Source organism: Photorhabdus namnaonensis (assembly GCF_001684335.1).
In the GTDB taxonomy this organism is placed as follows: Bacteria; Pseudomonadota; Gammaproteobacteria; order Enterobacterales; family Enterobacteriaceae; genus Photorhabdus; species Photorhabdus namnaonensis.
Window position 1 is genome coordinate 21,672 of sequence record NZ_LOIC01000010.1, and the last position, 18,014, is coordinate 39,685.

The 18,014-nt window shown below is 43.8% G+C and carries 8 protein-coding genes and 1 pseudogene; all 9 read left to right on the plus strand.

Going from position 1 to position 18,014, the window contains the following annotated elements:
- On the plus strand, positions 1-3,327 hold the full coding sequence (locus Phpb_RS01920; protein WP_065388934.1) for a non-ribosomal peptide synthetase: 3,327 nt from the start codon (positions 1-3) through the stop codon (positions 3,325-3,327).
- On the plus strand, positions 3,320-7,420 hold the full coding sequence (locus tag Phpb_RS01925) for an SDR family NAD(P)-dependent oxidoreductase (protein WP_065388935.1): 4,101 nt from the start codon (positions 3,320-3,322) through the stop codon (positions 7,418-7,420). Before Phpb_RS01920 ends, Phpb_RS01925 begins: the two co-directional genes overlap by 8 nt.
- Before the next feature lie 42 nt (positions 7,421-7,462).
- Entirely contained in the window at positions 7,463-9,160 is a 1,698-nt protein-coding gene (locus Phpb_RS01930; RefSeq protein ID WP_240492380.1) for a beta-ketoacyl synthase N-terminal-like domain-containing protein, read from the plus strand.
- A 50-nt stretch (positions 9,161-9,210) separates the two neighbouring features.
- Positions 9,211-10,980, plus strand: a complete 1,770-nt coding sequence (locus Phpb_RS01935) for an aminotransferase class III-fold pyridoxal phosphate-dependent enzyme (protein WP_065388936.1) — start codon at positions 9,211-9,213, stop codon at positions 10,978-10,980.
- Positions 10,981-11,098: 118 nt separating this feature from the next.
- Positions 11,099-11,584 (plus strand): hypothetical protein, encoded by a 486-nt coding sequence (locus Phpb_RS01940; RefSeq protein ID WP_065388937.1) that lies wholly within the window; start codon positions 11,099-11,101, stop codon positions 11,582-11,584.
- 98 nt (positions 11,585-11,682) lie between these two features.
- Positions 11,683-12,552: a beta/alpha barrel domain-containing protein gene (locus Phpb_RS01945; protein WP_065388938.1), complete on the plus strand. Its 870-nt coding sequence runs from the start codon at positions 11,683-11,685 to the stop codon at positions 12,550-12,552.
- A 17-nt stretch (positions 12,553-12,569) separates the two neighbouring features.
- Positions 12,570-13,319 (plus strand): creatininase family protein, encoded by a 750-nt coding sequence (locus tag Phpb_RS01950; RefSeq protein WP_036782223.1) that lies wholly within the window; start codon positions 12,570-12,572, stop codon positions 13,317-13,319.
- Positions 13,320-15,073: 1,754 nt separating this feature from the next.
- Positions 15,074-16,024, plus strand: a complete 951-nt coding sequence (locus Phpb_RS01955; protein WP_065388939.1) for an Rpn family recombination-promoting nuclease/putative transposase — start codon at positions 15,074-15,076, stop codon at positions 16,022-16,024.
- A 117-nt stretch (positions 16,025-16,141) separates the two neighbouring features.
- Positions 16,142-16,378: pseudogene (locus tag Phpb_RS23300) on the plus strand (ISNCY family transposase); the annotation flags it as partial.
- Positions 16,379-18,014 lie beyond the last annotated feature (1,636 nt).

Genomic DNA, 18,014 nt, shown 5'->3' on the forward strand with positions numbered 1-18,014 from the left:
ATGTATAAAGATTGCCCACAGACTGGTGATGAAGAATTGCTGTCCATGCAGCAAAAAGCTTTATGGTTCATTGACAATTATACCCCTGGCTATTCCAAATATAATATTTCTATGGCATTCCGTATTCACGGATCGTTTCAAATCGATGCTTTTCGCTATGCGGTCAACCGGCTTGTTTCCAAGAATGCCACCCTGAGAAGCACTTTCGTTAATGTAAATGGCGAGCCAAGGTTGGTCATTAACGAACACTTGCCGCCGACATTGGAGGTTTTCGACGCAACGAACTTGAGTCAGGAGGCGCTTGAAGATGCAGTTCAGAACTTTCATTCCATCCCGTTTCAGTTAGAAAAAGCGTCGTGTCTGCGTTTTGGTATCTACGTCGTCAGTGCGGAAGAGTACGTTTTACATATGTGTGTTCACCATATTGTGTCGGATTTTACTTCAATGGGGCTGATGTGGGATCAGCTTGAACACTATTATCTGGCTGAACTTGGTGAAGATGACGATTCTTGGTTGCCGCCCGCCGAGGATTTCAAGGATTATGCCGTCAAAGAGCAAGAGTATTACCAAAGTGAAGCGGCGGAAGAATCGAAAGCTTATTGGAGTGAATGCTTAAAGCAGCCGCCAGCCGTGTTGCAATGGGATAGTTTTTGGCGCAAAGGCCCTAATGACAAGTCATCCATCCTGTTTAGCATTGGTGAAGAGACAACCCAAAAAATCAAGCGGCTTGCATCAAAAATAGGTGGGTCGGTCTTTACGGTCATGTTAGCCGCATGGAGCGCTTACATTGCCAGAGAGACAAAATCTGCTGATATCGTTATGGGGGTGCCGGTATCGATGCGTCACTCGGTTCATCAGCATATTGTCGGCTGTTTGTTTAATACATTGCCCATACGTTTATCCGTCGAGCAGACATTTCACCACTTCCTGTTGGCGGCGAAGGAGCGATTGTTATCCGCCCTTGATAATCGAAATTTTTGTCTCAGCCAAATAGTCGAACACTTGGCTGTGGAACGATATGATGATCGTAACCCATTGTTTCAGGTTGCGGTGAATATGTTAGGGCAGGTGGGACAATCGCGTTGGATGATGCTGGAGATGGCTGACGATTCTGTTCAGGCATCATGGGCGGGACGGACTATTTCCCCATTCAGGGTTTGTCAGCAGGAAGGCTTGCTTGATATTGAACTGTTGTTTTTGGATGCCGGTTCCCACTTAAGATGTGAGTTTAAAGCGGATAAACATTTTTTCTCACATTTAGGTCTGCGGATATTTGCAGAGCGCTTCGAGCAAGTGCTTGAGATGCTGATAGCAGATCCTGATGAAGAGATGAATACTGTGTTGGAGCCAGAATCGGAGGATTACAATCTGCCATCAGGCCCGATTAATGCTGGCGTTCTTCCAGAAGTATCAGACCAAACCCTCGTTTCACTTTTTGATCAACGGGTGACGCAACAAGCAGAGTCGGTAGCGATTCGTTATGGCGCCGATACATTAACTTATTCGGATTTGCAGCGTTGGTCGCTGGAGGTCGCGGTTCAGCTTAGACAAAATGGGGTTGTGCCCGGCGATCGCGTCGGGATTGCATTGTTGCCTTCATCGGAAGCGGTGGCGGCGATGCTTGCTATTATGCGTGCGGGCGCGGGATACGTACCGTTAGATCCCAGGTTGCCGCAGAACCGTCTGGCGCAGATTGTCGAACAATCAGAGATGAAGGTTATCATTGTTAACGCTGATGTTGACCCGGATAACGGGTGTACAGCTAAACTGATGACCATTGCAGCTACTGAATCTTCCCTTGCGGCAGGGCGTGTTGATCTCAGTTCATTTGATCATTCGATATTTGATCACGGTACGCCTTCTTCGATCGCATACAGCGTCTTCACTTCGGGTTCCACCGGAATTCCCAAAGGCATTGATGTTGAACACAACAGTGTTGTTTCCTGTTTTAACGCAATGGACGAATATTTGGCTCCCGCGCCAGGCGAGGTGTGGACGTGGTTCCATGCAGCCAGTTTTGACTTATCGGTGTGGGAGATTTGGGGCGCTCTGTGTTCCGGTGGGATTTTAGTCATTGTGCCCGATGATATACGCAATCAACCTGACAAGTTGCTGGATCTGATCGCGGCAGAGCAGGTAACGATTATCACCCAAACGCCATCCAGTTTGAAAAGCCTGTTATCTGAGTTTCAGGCTCGGCCAAGGGCTTATGCGATAAAGCATTGGGTAATTTGTGGTGAAGCGCTACTCAGTGCCACGATTCGGCCCTATTTGAATGGGCGTTGGACATTGTGGAATATGTATGGCCCGGCGGAGGCAACAATTTACACCACCGTGGAGAAAGTAACGGCAGAGCTGACTGACTACAAGGTGATCCCCATTGGCAAACCGTTAAACTTCGCAACGGTCTATCTTTTAAATCCTGCGGGGAAAACTCCCCCGATAGGTGAGGTTGGTGAAATTTACATTGGCGGTCGTGGCGTTGCCCGTGGTTATGTTGGTTTTGAACAGTTAACTGATCAACGTTTCATTGCCGATCCCTATATTCATCATGGACGTATCTATAAAACCGGTGATTTAGCCTATTGGGATGGGGAACGAATTCATTTTTGCGGCCGCGTGGATGATCAGGTAAAAGTTTCGGGTTATCGAATTGAGATTGCTGAGATTGAGGATTGCCTCAATCGCCATCACGCTATTGCGGACGCTGCCGTTATTATTGAATCTCACGAAGGGCTCGATCGTTTAGTCGCAATATTCGTCCCTGTCAGTAAGGATAACCTTCCCGAAGAGTCCGCTATTCGTGAGCATCTCAAGGCTTATCTCCCCATTTACATGTTGCCTGGCAGGATTATGTTGGCTGATGAATTGCCGCGTAATGCTCACAACAAAATCGACAGAAAAGTATTAAGTGGCTTGATTAAAGCGGGACAATTGATCGATATCAGTTCGTTGAGACCGGCGCCTGTGTTACCTGCTGATTCGATTTTCGCCGAAATTTCGAGAATTTGGTGTGAAGTGTTGGGAAGATCAACCATCGGACTGGATGACGCATTTTTTAATATTGGCGGCACTTCATTGGCACTGACGAAAATCCATGCACAACTTGTTCAATTACCGGGATGTGGCGCTTTGGCGCTTGCAGATTTATTCCGTTTTCCAACCATTCGAAAGTTAGCTAATTATTTTTTAAGCCCTCTGCAATCGGTGACACCGGTAGAAATCGCGGATAAATCGACCCAAACACGACGTCAGAAAACGTTGAATGCAAGAAAAGCGTTGAAGGAAAAGCAAACTCACTCGCTGAAAGGGGAACAAGATGTCTGATAATGCGATTGCCATCATTGGCGTAACCTGTCGGTTACCGGTGGCGAATAGCTTAAATGCGCTATGGGAGAATCTTGTCGCTGGCCGAATACTTGCCAAAAGATATAGCCAGGAAGAGCTGATTCGCCGTGGGGTGGCACGGCATATATTCACGGCAAAAAATTATGTTCCTGTCGATTCATGTTTACCGGATATTGATCTGTTCGACCCAGATTTCTTTTCAATCAGCCAGCGAGAAGCTGAATTGCTCGATCCTCAACACCGAATGCTGCTTGAATGCGCATGGGAACTGGCCGAAGCGACGGGTTATGGTAATCCTTTCCGACGCCCGCGTATCGGGGTTTTTACCGGGAGTTCGATGAATACCTATTTGCCTAATGTCATTAAGTCTGAGTGTGATCTGGTTTCAATAATGGGGACCGAGCTTATGCTGACTAATGATAAGGATTATCTCCCGGCACGAATTTCATACAAACTCGGTTTTAACGGGCCGAGTGTGGCTGTCTCGACCGGCTGTTCGACATCACTGACCGCGGTACATATGGCGATACAAAGTCTCTTACTTGGTGAGTGCGAGATTGCTTTCGCCGGTGGTGTTTCTGTATATGCCTATTCTCGACCAGGTTATTTTTACCAGAACGATATGATCTTCTCGGAAGATGGCTATTGTAGACCGTTCGATGAGAAGGCATCGGGGACTTTCTTTGGTGATGGGGCGGGGCTGGTGGCGCTACGGCCATTGGATGAAGCTATTAGCAATGGGGATACCATCCATGCGGTGATCCTCGGTTCAGCGGCGAATAATGATGGTTCATCGCGGGCGGGTTTTGCGGCGCCGGGGGTGGATGGGCAACGAAAACTCATTTTGGATGCTCAGGCGCTGGCGGGTGTTGGGCCGGATGAATTAGGGATGATCGAGGCGCATGGTACCGCGACGCAGCTTGGGGATTCGGTGGAATATGCCGCGCTTTGTCAAGCTTTCCGCCAGAATACGGAGCGTGAGAGATTTTGTGCGTTGGGATCGATCAAGGCTAATGTGGGCCATTTAGCCGCCGCCGCGGGGGTTGCCGGATTAACTAAGACGATAATGGCGCTCAAGACCGGCACCATTGCCCCACATCCGACTTTCAACAAGGCCAGCTCTGCTATGAATCTTGAGCAAAGTCCCTTCATTATCAACACGATTCCCATCAACTGGCCGGTGAAAGGACCACGACGGGCAGGGGTGAGTTCTTTTGGCGCCGGTGGCAGCAATGTCCACATGATTTTGGAACAAGCGCCGGTACGAAGGGCAGGCCAAAATAACGTTGGCTGGCGAGCTGTTCCGTTAGGGGGACGCAGTGCCGATGCCTTGAACACATTGAGCGCCAATTTGGCAAAAATGTTGGAGGCTGAACCCGATACGCATATTGATGAAGTGGTTTTTACTTATGCGGAAGGTCGTGCCGCTCAGCCATACCGGGCCTGTTTGTATGCCAAAGATGTAAAAATGTTGATTGATGATATCAAAAATGCCGATTTCACCGTCACAGCACAAATCTCTGAACCGCAACGCTTGGTGGTTGCGCTTGGCCCTGTTATTCGATCCGCTTTATCAGAGCAGATACCTGGCTATTGGCAAGAAGTGGATAGATTGCTGGCTGAACTGCCGACAGATGTTTCCCATAACATCGGTAAAATCGATATCACTGAAATGACAGTAAATGATGGCGAGAAGGGAAAAATTGCCAATCTTGTGGCGATAATTGCGGCGATCAATTGTTGGCGGAAGATGATTTCGACACCAATATTCATCATATCCGATAGTCGTTACGACCTTGCGGTTGCTTGCTCGTTAGACATGCTGACACTGCCTGAAATCGTTGATAAGTTGCTAGAAAACGCGACATCACATTTCGTTGAACGTGTCGTTGAGCGTGGTATCGCTTTACCCGGAAGTTTTTGGTCTAAACATCACGGTATGATTGATGGCAATAATGTGAAGGCCATCTTAATTAATGGAGCCTCTCCGAGCTTACAGCAACAGAATGGAGTCATATCAGCAAATGACGTGATATTAGCATTGGACCATTCGCCTGATAGTTTCTCTGAAATCGTGGCAAACCCTGAAAATATTATTCGTTTGGATACGGCCCATGAAAAGTACGACTCGGCTTTAGTCAAACTGGTCGGCAAGCTTTGGCAACGTGGTGTGGTGATAGATTGGTCTATATTGAGAGGCGGGGAGGTTGTTCAACGTATTCCACTACCGGTTCAACCTTTACAACGTCGGCGCTGCTGGTACACAGATTCAACATTAACTGAGTACAAACCAGAGCCTGATGGTCAACCTATAGCAAGTTCTGAAACTGCCGACGAGTCAATCGGCGTTTATGTTGAACGCTGGAAACGAACACAGCGCCTGTCGCCGGTATCATCATCGGCGACTAAGCATAACTGGCTGATTTTCTACGATAACAGCGGTAAAGAAGTTTGTCCGATCGCCGATGTGTTGCGTGAAAGGGGGCAAAACGTATTTGAAGTGCATGAAGATCGTGCCACTTCTTGCGATGAAACTGCGTTCGATGAAACAGCATGTATCGTCAACGTTGACGATCCCGTCAGTGTTCAGCGTTTGATGCTAAGGTTGCAGGAGCAACAAGCGCATACGCCCGATCATATCCTCTTCATTTTGGGCGATATCCAGTCAACGTATGACCTGCCGGTAGAGAAAGATCGATTCCCCTTTACGCTATTTAATTGGGTAAAAGCGTTTTCCCAACTGGGAAATAAAACCATGTCGTTAACATTGATCGGACCCGGTTTTGTTGACGTGATGGGCAGCGAACCACGGAGTGTTGAGCGGACTACGGCGCTAGCATCCATTCCGGCGATCAACCAGGAATTGCCCGGCATGATCGTAAAAGTTATCGACACACCCGCCAAAGAACTTAGCTCTCTGAATGATGCTCAACATATCGTGGCTGAACTTTTCACTGCTCACGATCAGAATGTGGTTGCTCTGCGTCAGGGTTGGCGTTGGGAACGCTATTTTGACGTTGTAAACCCGGCAGTTAGCGAAAATCTTTCATCTGGCATGATCTGTTTAGTGACCGGAGGATTAGGAACGGTTGGTTTTGGTATTGCACAATATCTGGTCACTAAGTTTAACACGAAACTTATCCTGCTCGGCCAGACACCCAGAGATCTTACTCAATCTGATACGTTGCAGAGCCAACGGATAGCGCAATTGCGCAATATGGGGGCGGACTTTGCCGTGATTACCGCCGATGTGACAGATAAAGCCGGTGTGCTGGCGGAGCTTTCCCGTGTGGAATCCAGACTGGGGGCTGCGAATTGCTTTGTCCATGCCGCCGGGCTTTCTGGTCAGGCAACGATCCAGTGGCTACAAAATTCTGACCATCATGATTGGGAAAAGTTGATGCAGCCAAAGTTAAAAGGGGCGGCTGTTTTGCATGAAATATTTGCCGATCGTCCTCTGAAGTTTGGTTGTTTTGTCTCATCTCTGTCAGTGTTAGCTGGTGGTCTGGGGCTTGCGCCTTATGCCGCGGCGAACGAAGCGGGTGCCGCATTTGCTGCAATCCACCATTGGGATAAACCCTATTTCTCCATTGATTGGGATGGATGGGAAGGCTGGGATGAGTCAAATAGCTTCAAATACAGCGTAAATCGCACTCGCCCGTTACATCATGCCGATGTCGTTAATGCATTGGATATTATTTTCTCCACATGCCATGCAGAGCCGCGTTTTGCCGTCTCCACCGTACCTTTGAATGAGCGGTTGCATGATGTTGTGGAAAATTCATTGCCGGCGGATACGGCGCAGCCTGCAATGGCATCTCCCTCGGTATCAAATAAATCCATTATCGATGAGATGGCAGCCATTTGGAGTGATGTACTGCGCTGCCCTGTTGATCATGAATCGAACTTTTTCGATTTAGGGGGAGATTCACTGGTCGGGGCTGAGTTGGTGAGACTAGTTAAGGCTCATTTTAATGTTGCGGTATCTATGGTTGATCTTTTCGAATCGAGCACCGTGGCGTCTCTTACGATGCAAGTCGAGAAAAAACGCAATCAAGGTGGTGTGCTCTAGCGCGGATCGGCAAGACTAACGTGTTCGGGAAAGGGAATTAGCATGAAATCAAAAACACAAATGCATTATTCAACAGATATTGCAGTTACCAGCATAGCTGGACGTTTTCCTAATGCGGATTCGAGTCAAGATCTTTGGCAGGCGATCTTAGGGAAACGAGAACTGATTTCGAGTTATACCAATGAAGAACTTCATCATCGGGGCGTTAATACTGATGAACGCGAATTGCATTACGTTCCGCGTGGTGGGTACCTCCAAGATCCAGAGGCATTTGATTACAGCTATTTTCAAATAATGCCGAGAGAAGTTTCTAAAATGGACCCTCAACAACGGATTTGTCTGGAAGTTTGCCATGAGGCGCTTGAACTTAGCGGTTATTCCAGCGGGACAGACGCAGGGATCTGCTCAGTGTTTGTCGGCTCTCGCCGGAGTACTTGGCAGACCGCACCGACGCTGAACCATTCTCCTGCTGACGCCATGCTGCTATTTGGCGGAAGCTCTGTCGATGCTTTGGCGACGCGTGTGGCGTATAAGCTCAACTGCTTAGGGCCTGCTGTCAGTGTAGGCACTTTTTGTTCAGGTTCGCTGGTTGCTGTGCACATGGCTTGCAACAGCTTGTTGCTAGGTGAAAGTGACATGGCGCTGGCAGGTGGTGTTTGTGTCAGATATCCCGCTCATGTTGGCTATATTTACCATGCAGGGGGAATATTGTCCCCGACGGGACGAGTTCGCGCATTCGACGAGAAAGCTGACGGTACGATTTTCTCCGATGCCGCCGCATTCGTAGTATTGCGCCGTCTGGAGGATGCTCTGCTTAATGGCGAGCCGATTTTAGCGGTTATCAAGGGATCGGCCATCAACAACGATGGGGCGGTCAAAGCGGGTTATAGCGCTCCGGGTGTTTCAGGTCAGGAGCAGGTGATCCGTCGTGCGCTTGCCGCGGCTGATGTTCAAGCTGATCAGATTGGTTTGATTGAAGCGCATGGTACCGGCACCCCCGTTGGTGACGGGATTGAATTACGGGCGCTAGGACGGGTATTTGACGGCGTATCGGCCAGATCCTGTGCTTTAGGCTCGATTAAATCCAATCTTGGTCATGCTGATTGTGCATCAGGTATCGCCGGGCTGATAAAAGCCATCTATGCTGTCAACTTAGGCATTATTCCGCCATCAATGAATTGTGAATCTCCTTGTGCTGAACTGCGAGACCCTGAATCCCCGTTTTATGTGCCTACTGAATCCAGAGATTGGAATAACGATAAGGCGGCGAGAATTGCCGGTGTTAGCTCATTTGGGATCGGCGGCACAAATGTTCATGTTGTTGTTGCCGAGCCACCGGCGACAAAGCTTGATACACCCTCCTCGGCGGCGGCACATCTGATTCCGCTGAGTGCACGTACCGAGACAGCGTTAGCGCAAAAAATTTTGGATTTAGTGAAATATTTTGAACAGTATCCAGCCGTGAATATTGCTGATGTGGCATTTACCTTGCAGCGTGGCCGACGACATTTACCCATACGCAAGGCGATTGTCGCACGTGATATTCATGAGCTGATATCGGGTTTGCTAGATAAATCCGTGGTGGTAGCCCCTCAATTGAGTGAATTGCAAGAGATGTATATTTCGCCTGCCTCTGTCTGGCAGGCCGGAGGAAGTATCAATTGGGATATTTTTTACCAGAACGAATATCGTAAACGGCTCCCGCTGCCAACTTATCCATTTGAAAGAACAGCAATCTGAGCTGTAAAACCGGTAGAGATCGTCTTCATTTTGAGGAAAGTGAGGTTGATATGAGTAATATTGAAATTATTCAGAGAGAAATAGTCTCTATTTTTGCAGAAACATTTGGTTTACCGGAAGAAGAGATAAAACTAGAAATACCGTTAGTTGAATTGGGGGCGGAATCACTCCTGTTATTTGAAGCATTGGAGCCTATTCATAAACGATTTGGTATAAAACTTTCAGTACGGCAATTTTTCGCAGAATTACAAACGGTTCGTCAACTCAGTGAATATATTTTGCTGGCGGATAAAAACAATATTATGGTGGATAAAAACAGGGTTGCAGAAGATAACCATGCGGTAATTCAGCCCCAACCTGTCTTGGCTGATCAAGAAAAAAGAGTTGATCAATCCGATACGCCAAATATTTCACTGGCTAACAAAGAACGCTTTTTTCAATGGATGTCGAGAAGTGCGCTACCGATTGAATCTGAGGAGAGAAAAAAATATCTGGCTTCATTTATCTCTAAATATAACGAGCGAACGATTAAATCAAAAACGCATTCGGTAGCGGTACGTAAAAATATTGCAGATAGCCGTTCTGGAATTGGCTTTAAACCCTCCATAAAAGAGCTGCTTTACCCGATTGTCTGCACTAAGTTTGCCGGGCCTATCGTCCAGGATATTGATGGCAATGATTACATTGATATGACGATGGGGTTTGGCGCGCATCTGTTTGGTCATAGCCCACCCTTTGTAGTTAAAGAGCTTACTCAGCAAATAGACAACGGTTTTGGTTTGGGAACCCGGCATGAGATAGGCTTAGAAGTGGCAGAACTGATCAAAGAGATTACTGGCATGGATCGCGTCGCTTTTGTCAATAGTGGAACGGAAGCGGTAATGAATGCGGTTCGGGCAGCACGGGCGTTGACTCGTCGTAATCATATTGTCCTTTTTTCTAGCAGTTACCACGGGCATTGGGATGCGGTACTGGCGAGAGCCAGTGAATATGATGAAGTTAATACGACAAAACCTGTTTCAGTAGGCATACCTGAAAATATGGTTGCGGATGTTTCGGTGTTTGAGTTTGGCTCCAATGAAGCCATTGAGTTTCTCAAAACGAATAGCACCGATATCGCCGCAGTGCTGGTAGAGCCGGTGCCGACTCGTGACCCAGGATTGAGTAATCCAGATTACTTGCGGCGTTTGCGTCTGGCGACCAGAGAGTTAGATATTCTGCTGATATTTGACGAAATTGTGACAGGTTTTAGAACCCATCCAGCGGGTATCCAGGGGTTATTCGGCATTGAGGCGGATATTGTGACCTATGGCAAAACGATAGGTGGTGGAATGCCATTGGGCGTCATTACCGGTAGGAAGAACATGCTTGATTCGATTGACGGCGGAAACTGGAATTTCAACGATGATAGCTTCCCTGCCGCGGAGCCGACATTCTTTGGCGGGACCTATTTTCAACATCCGCTTTGCATGGCTGCCGCGAAAGCCACTTTGCTGGAGATCAAAAGGAGAGGGGAATCTCTTACCAAAGCATTGACTCGACGTACTGAATGGTTTGTTTCGCGTTTGAACCAACTGTTCTTAAATCGTCGGGTTCCTATCGAAGCAAGATCGTTTTCCTCATTTTTTAGATTAATTCATCGCGACAATATGGATTTACTTTACTACAACCTGTTAATGAGAGGAGTTTATATTTGGGAATGGCGTTGCTGGTTTATCTCTGATGCACATGATGATGCTCATCTGGAAAAAGTTTATTTGGCATTTGTGAATAGCTTGGATGAACTTGAGGAAAACAACCTGCTTCCTCGATATAACTAAATCAAACAAGCAATAACTTATTGAATTATTAAGCATCCTATCCTCTGGCTGTGCTGAATTCGGTGCTTTGAAACGACGGCTCATAGTCTGTTGGGTAAATAAAATTAAGGAGAGCGTTATGCCGTTGGCAAACAAAAGCGTTTTCATTGGTGGGCCGATTCAATCCGCAATTTACGATGGTGGTTTTCATGAAGAGTTGAGAATGACCATCCAACTGGCGGTTAAGACGGTAGAGACACTGAATGGCAAGGTATTTTCGGCACATTTAACTGAGAAATTTGGCATTGATACCCCAAATTATACGCCGGAGATGGTATCGAAACGGGATTTCCAATGGATGCAGCAGTGTGATTTTTTCATGCCCATTCTTCCGGTTCATCAGGATGATGAATTATTGCGCACCGACGGTACGCATATTGAACTTGGTTGGGCTTCGGCCCTGAAACGGCCCGTCTTATTGATCACCAAACTACCGATAGTGCGTGGCGGTAGTCATTTATTAAAAGGATTGGAGCATATTTGCAATTTGTCGAAATTGGACATTCACGATTTTCGTCATAATCCGCGGCAAATTGGTGAGATTTTCAGGAATTTTGCAGTTTAGTCGCTATTGAGCGCCTTTTGGAGATATACCGCCTTTCTATTGAATTGAAAGGCGGGTTAATAACAAGTTTGCTTGAATGGGTAATTTGTGGAGTTACGATGGAAAATCAAGTTATTGAACCGATTTATGATGTTTTAGGAATGAAGATAAAGAACCCAATTATTGTTGGGTCGGGCCTGCTTTCTGATCAAGCTAAAAACATTCGCCAATTCATCGCTCACGGCGCAGGGGCGGTCGTGACAAAAACGATTTACCCGCGCTCAGAAAAATTGCATACAGAAAAGACCTACTTGTTCAGTACGGGGATGTTGAACAATACGACATATTCCAAGAAAACCGTTGAATATTGGTTAACGCTGCTTCGTGAATTTAAGGAAGAACAACTTCCGGTGATAGTTTCTATCCATGCTGAATCACCTACGGCGTTAGGTGAATTGGCTGTTCGAATCTCGGAAGTGACCGATGCCCCTTTGGAGTTGGGTATTTCATGCTTGCATGCGGACGACTTCACAGAAGATACACCGGAACGTGTATTCAACTACACCAAAGCGGTGAAGGAGCGAACGGATACCCCTTTTGCGGTCAAACTCTCGCTTAGCGATAATTTGTATGGGCGTGTTCAGGCTGCGGTAGAAGGGGGCGCTGATGCGATAACTTTGAGCGATACCATTTCGGGAATTGCATTCGACACCGCGAATGGAGAAGCGCTGCTTAATGGGGTTTGCGGATACTCTGGACCGGGGATCAAACCGATGGTGCTTGCCGCTATTTATAACTTGCGTAAGCGAGGGGTGACGATTCCGATACTTGGGTCTGGAGGCGTACAGGATGGTAATGATGTTCATGAATACCTAATGGCAGGGGCGAATACGGTACAGGTTTATACTGCGCTTCATCGGCATATGTATAAAACATTGCAGCGTATTGTTCATGAATATACGCAAGCCATAACGTCAGAAAAAGTATGAGAAAAAGGGATAACATCATGAATAATAATAAAATTAGAGAATTTGCGGAACTGACCAGTGAGCAGGTTTTAACCGCGGTTGAAGGTAAAACGTTGATATGGCCGATTGGCGGGATTGAGCAGCATGGGCCTCATCTGCCATTGAATGTGGATTCAGTGATCCCAGAAGCTTTTGCTCGCGTGTTAGCGGAAGATATTAATGGCTTCACCTTGCCGGTACAGCCGGTGTCTGCCAGATCATTGCCACAGAGTGGTGGAGGACTTGAATTTCCTGGCACGATTTATCTGGATGGATCAACATTTACCGCTTATATCAACCGAACAATTAAAAGTTTGTGTTCATTACCCTTTAAACAACTGGTGATCATTAATGGTCATTTTGAAAATGAAGGATTTATTTTCGAAGCGGTAGACGCATTACGGGCGGAAGGGCATTTTAACGATCGTTCCGTTATCGTATTTAGCTGGTGGAGTTTGGTCTCTGATGATTGGACACGTGAACATTTAGTTGATTTTCCCGGTTGGCACGCTGAACATGCGGGGTTAACAGAAACGAGTTTAATGTTGCATTTACGTCCCGATTTAGTGAGAGCGGAGCGACCTGACCACGATAAACCGCCACGTGCCGGGATCTATCAAGTACCGATTAAAAAAGAATTTTCAACGAGAGGCGTTCTTTCTAAAACATCCGGTTCAAGTGCGGAGATAGGAGAACTCATTTTCGAGCATGTCAGGCAGCAAATACTGGAACTGGTTACTGCGGATTAATCAGTCTTAATATCGCTGCGTCTTTTCTATTTTGCCCTGGCTACCGGGGAAAAGTTTATTGCTTTTATATTATCAGGTGCGCCTTAAAACCTTGTCTTTCAGGGGAAGGTTATAAGGCGCAGTTTTCTGTCTATCAGTATGGTTTTAACATCGGGAAAAAAGTGGCAAGCGTATTATGAAAAAATAGGTAAAAACTTTTATCATCAAAGATAAAAAGAAGTGGTTAATGTTCTTTTTCAGCGGATAAAAAATTCGATGCTATATTGGCATTGGAAGAGAAAACATCATGAAAAACAGGTTTTAAGTTTATTTTACATGGTTTTAAGAAGTTTACTGAAAATCAGAGATAATCGTTAAAGAAAGCGGATAAGATTTTAGATTAACCAGATTAACAGCATTAAAAATGATTAAAGAAATATGCTTTGATTTTAATGCCATTAACACACCATTTATTCTCTATGTTTTTAAAGTATAGAAAAGAAACATAGAGTTATTAAAGTAAAAGTGAAAAAACCTAAGTGTCAGTTTAATGGAAAGTATCAATTTAATGAAAATGGCATCGTTAAATACAAGGTGGAAAATAGAATTATTTACAGGCTATAGGTTCGGTTTGTCATCTTTTTAACATGGCTCAGCTTATCTTTTTACTTGCATTTTCACTTCCGGACAATTGAAACTGCTTTTTACCGATAATTAGTTAGCTAAGGATTGAAAAAATAGGTGCTTCATTAATGCCAGATTTTAAAAAAATACAGAGTGGCTAAAAACAGCCGCTTCTCTGTCATATTTAATACATTTATCGGCGATACTATCCTCCGATTATTTTACGTTTGCCTAATCTGATGCAACTATTCAAAAGTGATAATGCGGATTGATTAAAGCTATAAAAATGACGTAATGAAAAATAGGTAAACGGTTAATTTAGTAGGATTAAAAATCTGAAAAAATATAAATGGATATCCTTATGTCATCAGGCCATTTACTGGCTGATTTATCAAAAAATAAAGGGTTGGGTTTATTAAAACCACTCAAGATTGCCGGTAAAACAGAATCAGTATTAATGCGCGTTGGTAAATAATGGATAAAAAAGAATGAATGATTAAACAGATAAATGATTATTATGATCAGTAAAGATAGAAAGCGGGTATGATTAAACTTAACATAAATCAGACGTCGAAAGTGGTAAAAATACCATTTAAAATTTTATACCGCTTAAAAGCCGATGTTAAAATAATGTGTTTTAATAACAGTTTAAACTCTGCCAATCATAAAGCCATCAATGAAAAAACTTGAATATGTTAATGCTTATATAATCAGAAAAAATAAATAACAATATGAATAAATTAATCAGATAATCTGTTTTCTTAAAGGGGCTGGATTTAATAACGTTTTCAATTGGAAAATAAACTTGTTTATAAAATAATTAAATAATTTATTATGGTAAATAGGTATAAAAACCCCAAAAAAAATGATTTAAGGGAATACGAGTATGTTTACTTTCGGATTAACGATGTTGCACTTATTATGTGAATCTACCAATAACGTTCATTGAGTAGTTGTTGTAAATATAATGTTTCCTCGTTTTTTCTTTGCTGGTATTTGATTCTTTAGGCTCTTATATTAATGCATTCGGTAAAGACTTGCCTGAGAAAATATGGGAAGATGTGTTTCGTAATTTGGTTGCGAGTTTTCCAGAGATATTATAGCTTTTACAATAAGTGGCGATGACTAATAGATAAATAGAGAAACAGATTGTGGCAAAGAAAGAAAAACGGCCTCACCATGATGTATTATTCAAATATTTTTTAACGCAGCCTGAAACGGCTAGGGAGTTCTTATCCTTTTATCTGCCCGAAGAGGTCCAGTCGTTGTGTGATTTAGCCACATTGAAACTGGAACCCGGCAGTTTTGTGGACCTGCATTTACGTCAACTGCACAGTGATGTGCTGTACTCGGTTGAAACGGCTCGGGGACAAGGCTATATCTATTGCCTGATTGAACATCAGTCCACCCCTGACCCATTGATGGCCTGGCGGCTGATGTATTATGCCATGTCAGCTATGTCGGCTCACCTGAAAAAAGGCCATACTGAACTCCCTTTGGTCGCGCCTCTGCTGTTTTATCATGGTGAGGTTCGACCGTATCCTTACTCAAACCGGTGGCTGGATTGTTTTACGTTCCCCGAACAGGCTGCCCGCTTATACCGCCAGGCGTTTCCGTTGGTGGACGTCAGTGTGCTCAGCGATGAAGAGATCCTGACGCATAAAGGGGTTGCCCTGATGGAGCTGGTGCAAAAACACATCCGCTGCCGGGACATGCTGGAATGGGTCCCCCAATTGGTGGAACTCCTGAATGGAGGGTATAATACAACTGAGCAGCGCAATGTGGTGTTACGCTATATTTTACTGAATGGACATACGCCGGATCTCTCCCAATTTGTCCATCAACTGATTGAACAATCTCCGGAGCATGAAACGATGTTGATGACTATTGCAGAACAGCTTGAACAAAAAGGGCGCGAACAAGGTATTGAGCAAGGTATTGAGCTAGGCCGAGAGGCAGGTCGAGAGGAAGGCCGAGAGGAAGGTCGAGAGGAAGGTAAACTGGAAACGGCTCGTGCCTTATTACGGCATGGCGTGAGTTTAGATATTATTGTCACCAGTACCGGCCTGAGCCGGGATAAAATTGAAGCGTTGAAGCATTAAATTAATCTTCTCTTCCACAGCAAAATGCCGATGTTCAAGATCGGCGTTTTTGTTCTTATTCAGGATGATGGCTATACGAGGGACTTTTATGTTTGCCCGGCGAAGCTGAAACCGGTCAGACTGAAGCAACAATCTCCGGAGCATAAAACAATGTTGATGACTATTGCAGAACAGCTTGAACAAAAAGGACGCGAACAAGGTATTGAGCAAGGTATTGAGCTAGGCCGAGAGGAAGGTCGAAAGGAAGGTAAACTGGAAACGGCTCGTGCCTTATTACGGCATGGCGTGAGTTTAGATATTATTGTCACCAGTACCGGCCTGAGTCGGGATAAAATTGAAGCGTTGAAGCATTAAATTAATCTTCTCTTCCACAGCAAAATGCCGATGTTCAAGATCGGCGTTTTTGTTCTTATTCAGGATGATGGCTATACGAGGGACTTTTACGTTTGCCCAGCGAAGCTGAAACCGGTCAGACTGAAGCAACTTTATAGAGGACGAAATGACACCCTAATAACATGGGGGGAGCGATTAGGTGAGTTGTTTGTGGAAACAAATACTCGTTCTGTTGTAGTAGTTATTATTCCTATTGCATATTCCTTATTACCTGTGAAATTAATCTATAAGTCGTTTATGTTTATGAAAAGATATAAGAAACTTATATCTTAATATTTTATTCATTATATGAACCCAAGGGAAATTAGTTAGCTAAGGATTGAAAAAATAGGTGCTTCATTAATACCAGGTTTTAAAATAATACAGATTGGCTAAAAACAGCCGACTCTCTTTCATATTTAATACATTTATCTGCGATACTATCCTCCGATTATTTTATTTTACGTTTACCTAATATGATGCAACTATTTAAAAGTGATAATGCGGAGCAATTAAAGCTTTTATATAACTAACAAGAGGATATTCAGATGCTTTTTCGTTGTTATTTTACGAGAAAATCTATAAAAAATTGGTTGATAGATTAGTTTAATAGGGTTTAAGTTATAATAGTTGAGTTAATTATCTGAAAAAACATAAAGGGATATCCTTATATCATCAGGCTATTTACTGACTGATTTATTCATAAAACAAAGAGTGGGGATTATTAAAACCACTCAAGATTGTCGGTAAAACAGGGTTAGTATTAATGCGTATTGGGAAATAATGGATAAAAAAGAATGAATGTCCAAACAGATAAGTGATTATTATGATCAGTAAAAATAGATAGTGGGTATGATTAAACTTAACAGAAAGCAGACGTCGAAAGTGGTAAAAATACCATTTAGTATTTTATACCGATTAAAATCCGATGTTAAAACAATGAGTTTTAATAACAGTTTAAAACCTGCCAATCATAAAACCATCAGTGAAAGAAATTTGACTCTGTTAATACTTATGTAATCAGATAAAATAAATAACAATATGAATAGGTTAATCTGGCAAGCTGTTTTCTTAAAGGGACTGGCTTTAATAACGTTTTCAACCGGGAAATAAACTTGTTCATAAAATATTAAATAATTGCTCATCGAAAATTGGTATAAAGATCCAAAAAAAATGATTTAACAGAATACGAATTTGGTTATTTACAATATTATATTGGCATTTATTATGCAAAATCGTGATACTTCAATTTAAGCCATGCCTCTTTTTATTCCTTTAATGTAATCTCATGCTAAAATCAATTCGTATTGTTATTTTTATAAACTATTTTTGTTCTCGGTTTACACTTAAATATCTGTTTAACCATTATCACCTTTCTGGATGACTAATCTACCAGACCTTTTACCATCGATGGTGAAAATAAGGTGTTATTGGAGAAAATCAATCAATAGACAATACGTTACCTGAAATATTATATGATGAAAAAAACTTTTTTTTAAAAAAAGGGTTGTCAATAGATTGTGAATTATTAACCTGTTAAACCTGTTAAACCTGTTAAACCTGTTAAACCTGTTAAACCTGTTAAACCTGTTAAACCTGTTAAACCTGTTAAACCTGT

Bases quoted from the DNA above. Each gene is read 5' to 3' on its own strand.
- Phpb_RS01920 (WP_065388934.1), top strand. From the start codon at position 1: ATGTATAAAGATTGCCCACAGACTGGTGATGAAGAATTGCTGTCCATG.
- Phpb_RS01925 (WP_065388935.1), top strand. From the start codon at position 3,320: ATGTCTGATAATGCGATTGCCATCATTGGCGTAACCTGTCGGTTACCG.
- Phpb_RS01930 (WP_240492380.1), top strand. From the start codon at position 7,463: ATGAAATCAAAAACACAAATGCATTATTCAACAGATATTGCAGTTACC.
- Phpb_RS01935 (WP_065388936.1), top strand. From the start codon at position 9,211: ATGAGTAATATTGAAATTATTCAGAGAGAAATAGTCTCTATTTTTGCA.
- Phpb_RS01940 (WP_065388937.1), top strand. From the start codon at position 11,099: ATGCCGTTGGCAAACAAAAGCGTTTTCATTGGTGGGCCGATTCAATCC.
- Phpb_RS01945 (WP_065388938.1), top strand. From the start codon at position 11,683: ATGGAAAATCAAGTTATTGAACCGATTTATGATGTTTTAGGAATGAAG.
- Phpb_RS01950 (WP_036782223.1), top strand. From the start codon at position 12,570: ATGAATAATAATAAAATTAGAGAATTTGCGGAACTGACCAGTGAGCAG.